This is a genomic window from uncultured Marinobacter sp. (assembly GCF_963974375.1).
In the GTDB taxonomy this organism is placed as follows: Bacteria; Pseudomonadota; Gammaproteobacteria; order Pseudomonadales; family Oleiphilaceae; genus Marinobacter.
Genome location: NZ_CAXBDN010000401.1, coordinates 1 through 2,395 on the forward strand (window position 1 = coordinate 1; position 2,395 = coordinate 2,395).

Here is a 2,395-nt window from a genome sequence, read left to right on the forward strand (position 1 = left end):
TGCTCTTCGTGCACCCTGCCCTGATCGAGCAAGCGCTGGTCAACGTGCTGGAAAACGCGGCAAAATTCGCACCGGACGGATCAACCCTGAGCATCCGGGCCTGGCGGGACAAGGAAGAGCTCATTATTGCGATTTCCGATGAAGGCCCCGGCATTCCCGAAAGCCAGCGAAGCCAGGTCTTCGACATGTTCTTTACCGGTGGCGAAGGTGATCGCGGCCCCCATGGCAGCGGTCTTGGCCTGGCCATCTGTCATGGCATGGTTGCAGCCCATGGCGGACGTATCCGGGCGCTGACGGGACCGCATGGCCAGGGCGCAACCATTGAAATAGCCCTGCCCCTGAGCGAATCACCTGACCAGGAATCCAATGGGGAACCCAGTGAATGACTGCACCAACCCAACTCCGGGAAAAGCCCTGCATTCTGATCATCGATGATGAGCCGCAGATTCGGCATTTCCTCAGAATCAGCCTGAAAACCGAAGGCTATGAACTACTGGAAGCCGACAATGGCGAGACCGGGCTGGGATTATGCGCCCGCCACTCACCCGATCTCGTGATACTTGATCTTGGGTTGCCGGACATGGATGGTGCTGATGTCCTCGCCGCTTTGCGGGAATGGTCGTCAGCTCCGGTCATTATTCTGTCGGTCCGGGATCGGGAGCTGGAAAAAGTAAAGGCACTTGACCTGGGTGCCAACGACTACGTGACCAAGCCATTCGGTGTGGATGAGCTGCTGGCCCGGGTCAGAACGCAGCTGCGCAACCAGGAACGCAACCGCGGAAGCGTGACGGCGGCTGCGGTGATCTTCGACGATGGTGTGTTGCACATTGACCTCGCCATGCGAAAGATCACGGTAAACGGCGAACCGGTCCGGCTTACCCCAAAGGAGTTCGCGGTGCTGAAGGTTCTGATGCTGGCGTCGGGGAAAATCGTCACCCAGTCGCAGCTGCTGAAGGACATCTGGGGGCCCACTCATACCGGGGATACGCATTACCTGCGAATCCTCATCGGCAGGCTCAGACAGAAACTGGGCGATGACCCGACCGAGCAGAACTATATCCAGACAGAGCCTGGCGTTGGCTACCGTTTTCTGGAAAGTGCTGCCGGGCCCTGAGTTGAATCGGGGCTGAACAGCAAGAACGGCGTCATTCGGGTATTGCTGCTAAAGTAATCAGGTAGAGAAACCGGCGCAAGGAACCGGGTGTCACACAAAGTGCCAAACCCCTACCGGGATGCCAGTCGGCACGAACCCGGGCCCCAGTGAACGCATACAGGAGGAAGTTATCCATGACGTCATCGATAACCGTTCAGTTGCAGGTCGGCAGCGCAATTCCGCCGGGTAATGAACAGGAAACACAGGAAATCATCGAGTTCTGGGACCGGGCCAATGCCTTTTTCGTGGATCTGTCCTTCAAGACTCTGGGCAAGTTCGGCGCCCCCGCCGATTGCTATCGTATAAGCCTGGATGCCAGCGAACTGATGGCCGCAATGTCAAAGGCCAGGGACCAATCCGGCTCCTTCTCCGCGCATCAACTGGCCCATGTGGATGATCCTGCCATGGCCATCAGCGCCGGGCTATCAGTTACCGTCGCCGCCGAGGATCATGGCCCTTCAGAGGAAGAAGGTTATCAGGTGGCCACCATGTTTATTCAGCAACTGGTGATAGCAGTCAATCTGATCAAACCCGGCGCCATCCAGCTTCTGAATACCCGGTTTGCTGGCGAAGGGGCCCACAAGTATGAAGCGCAGAATTACGATTCCAGAATTTTTTACGGTGCCCTCAAAGCCTCGCAGGAACATCAGTGGCCGCCACTTCAAACGTTCTCCCTGGAAAGAGTATGGGCCTGGCTGGATGAGACAGAAAGCAGCCGCACTGACACCGCTATCACAAGTATCAACAAGGTGCTTTTCACCCTGCTGAAAGTGGCGGAAAACCGCCATGAAGACAGCGCCAGAACAGCGCTGCTGGTGATGTATCAACTGGAAAAACTGCTCGACTGCAGACAGATCAACTCCCAGGCTGACGTTTATCACCGGACTGCTCTGATTCTGGAGCATCCGCCCCATTCTGACGAGTGGCTCTCGGAGTTGCTGGGCGCCCGCAACAATCTGTTCATGGCCAGTGTGCCGGTACATCGTCCGCCCCTGATCAGCCACCCCACCGAGCATGCCCTTCGGCAACAGTCCGGGCAGCATCATTCCGCTGTCGAATCCGGCACTGCCCTTGTGCTGGCCCTTATCCATGATCTGATAGCCCACGGAGCACTGCGATACCGGTTCCAGGAGACCATGGTGCGGGACTGAATCAAGCGGAGGAGCCCGGGCGCTTTCCGGTTTCGGGCATCCAGAGGGCGGAAATATGGTTAATGTAGCGACCGTAACGATGAATCCGTGT

3 protein-coding genes are annotated in these 2,395 nt (G+C 57.4%); all 3 read left to right on the top strand.

Going from position 1 to position 2,395, the window contains the following annotated elements; all coding sequences use genetic code 11:
* Positions 1–386 (top strand): ATP-binding protein (locus AAC035_RS20655; RefSeq protein ID WP_339807001.1); only part of this gene is annotated, 386 nt, incomplete at its 5' end.
* Positions 383–1,114 (top strand): response regulator transcription factor, encoded by a 732-nt coding sequence (locus tag AAC035_RS20660; protein WP_339807002.1) that lies wholly within the window; start codon positions 383–385, stop codon positions 1,112–1,114. The genes AAC035_RS20655 and AAC035_RS20660, both read left to right, overlap by 4 nt.
* A 173-nt stretch (positions 1,115–1,287) precedes the next feature.
* On the top strand, positions 1,288–2,304 hold the full coding sequence (locus AAC035_RS20665; protein WP_339807003.1) for a hypothetical protein: 1,017 nt from the start codon (positions 1,288–1,290) through the stop codon (positions 2,302–2,304).
* Positions 2,305–2,395: the final 91 nt, after the last annotated feature.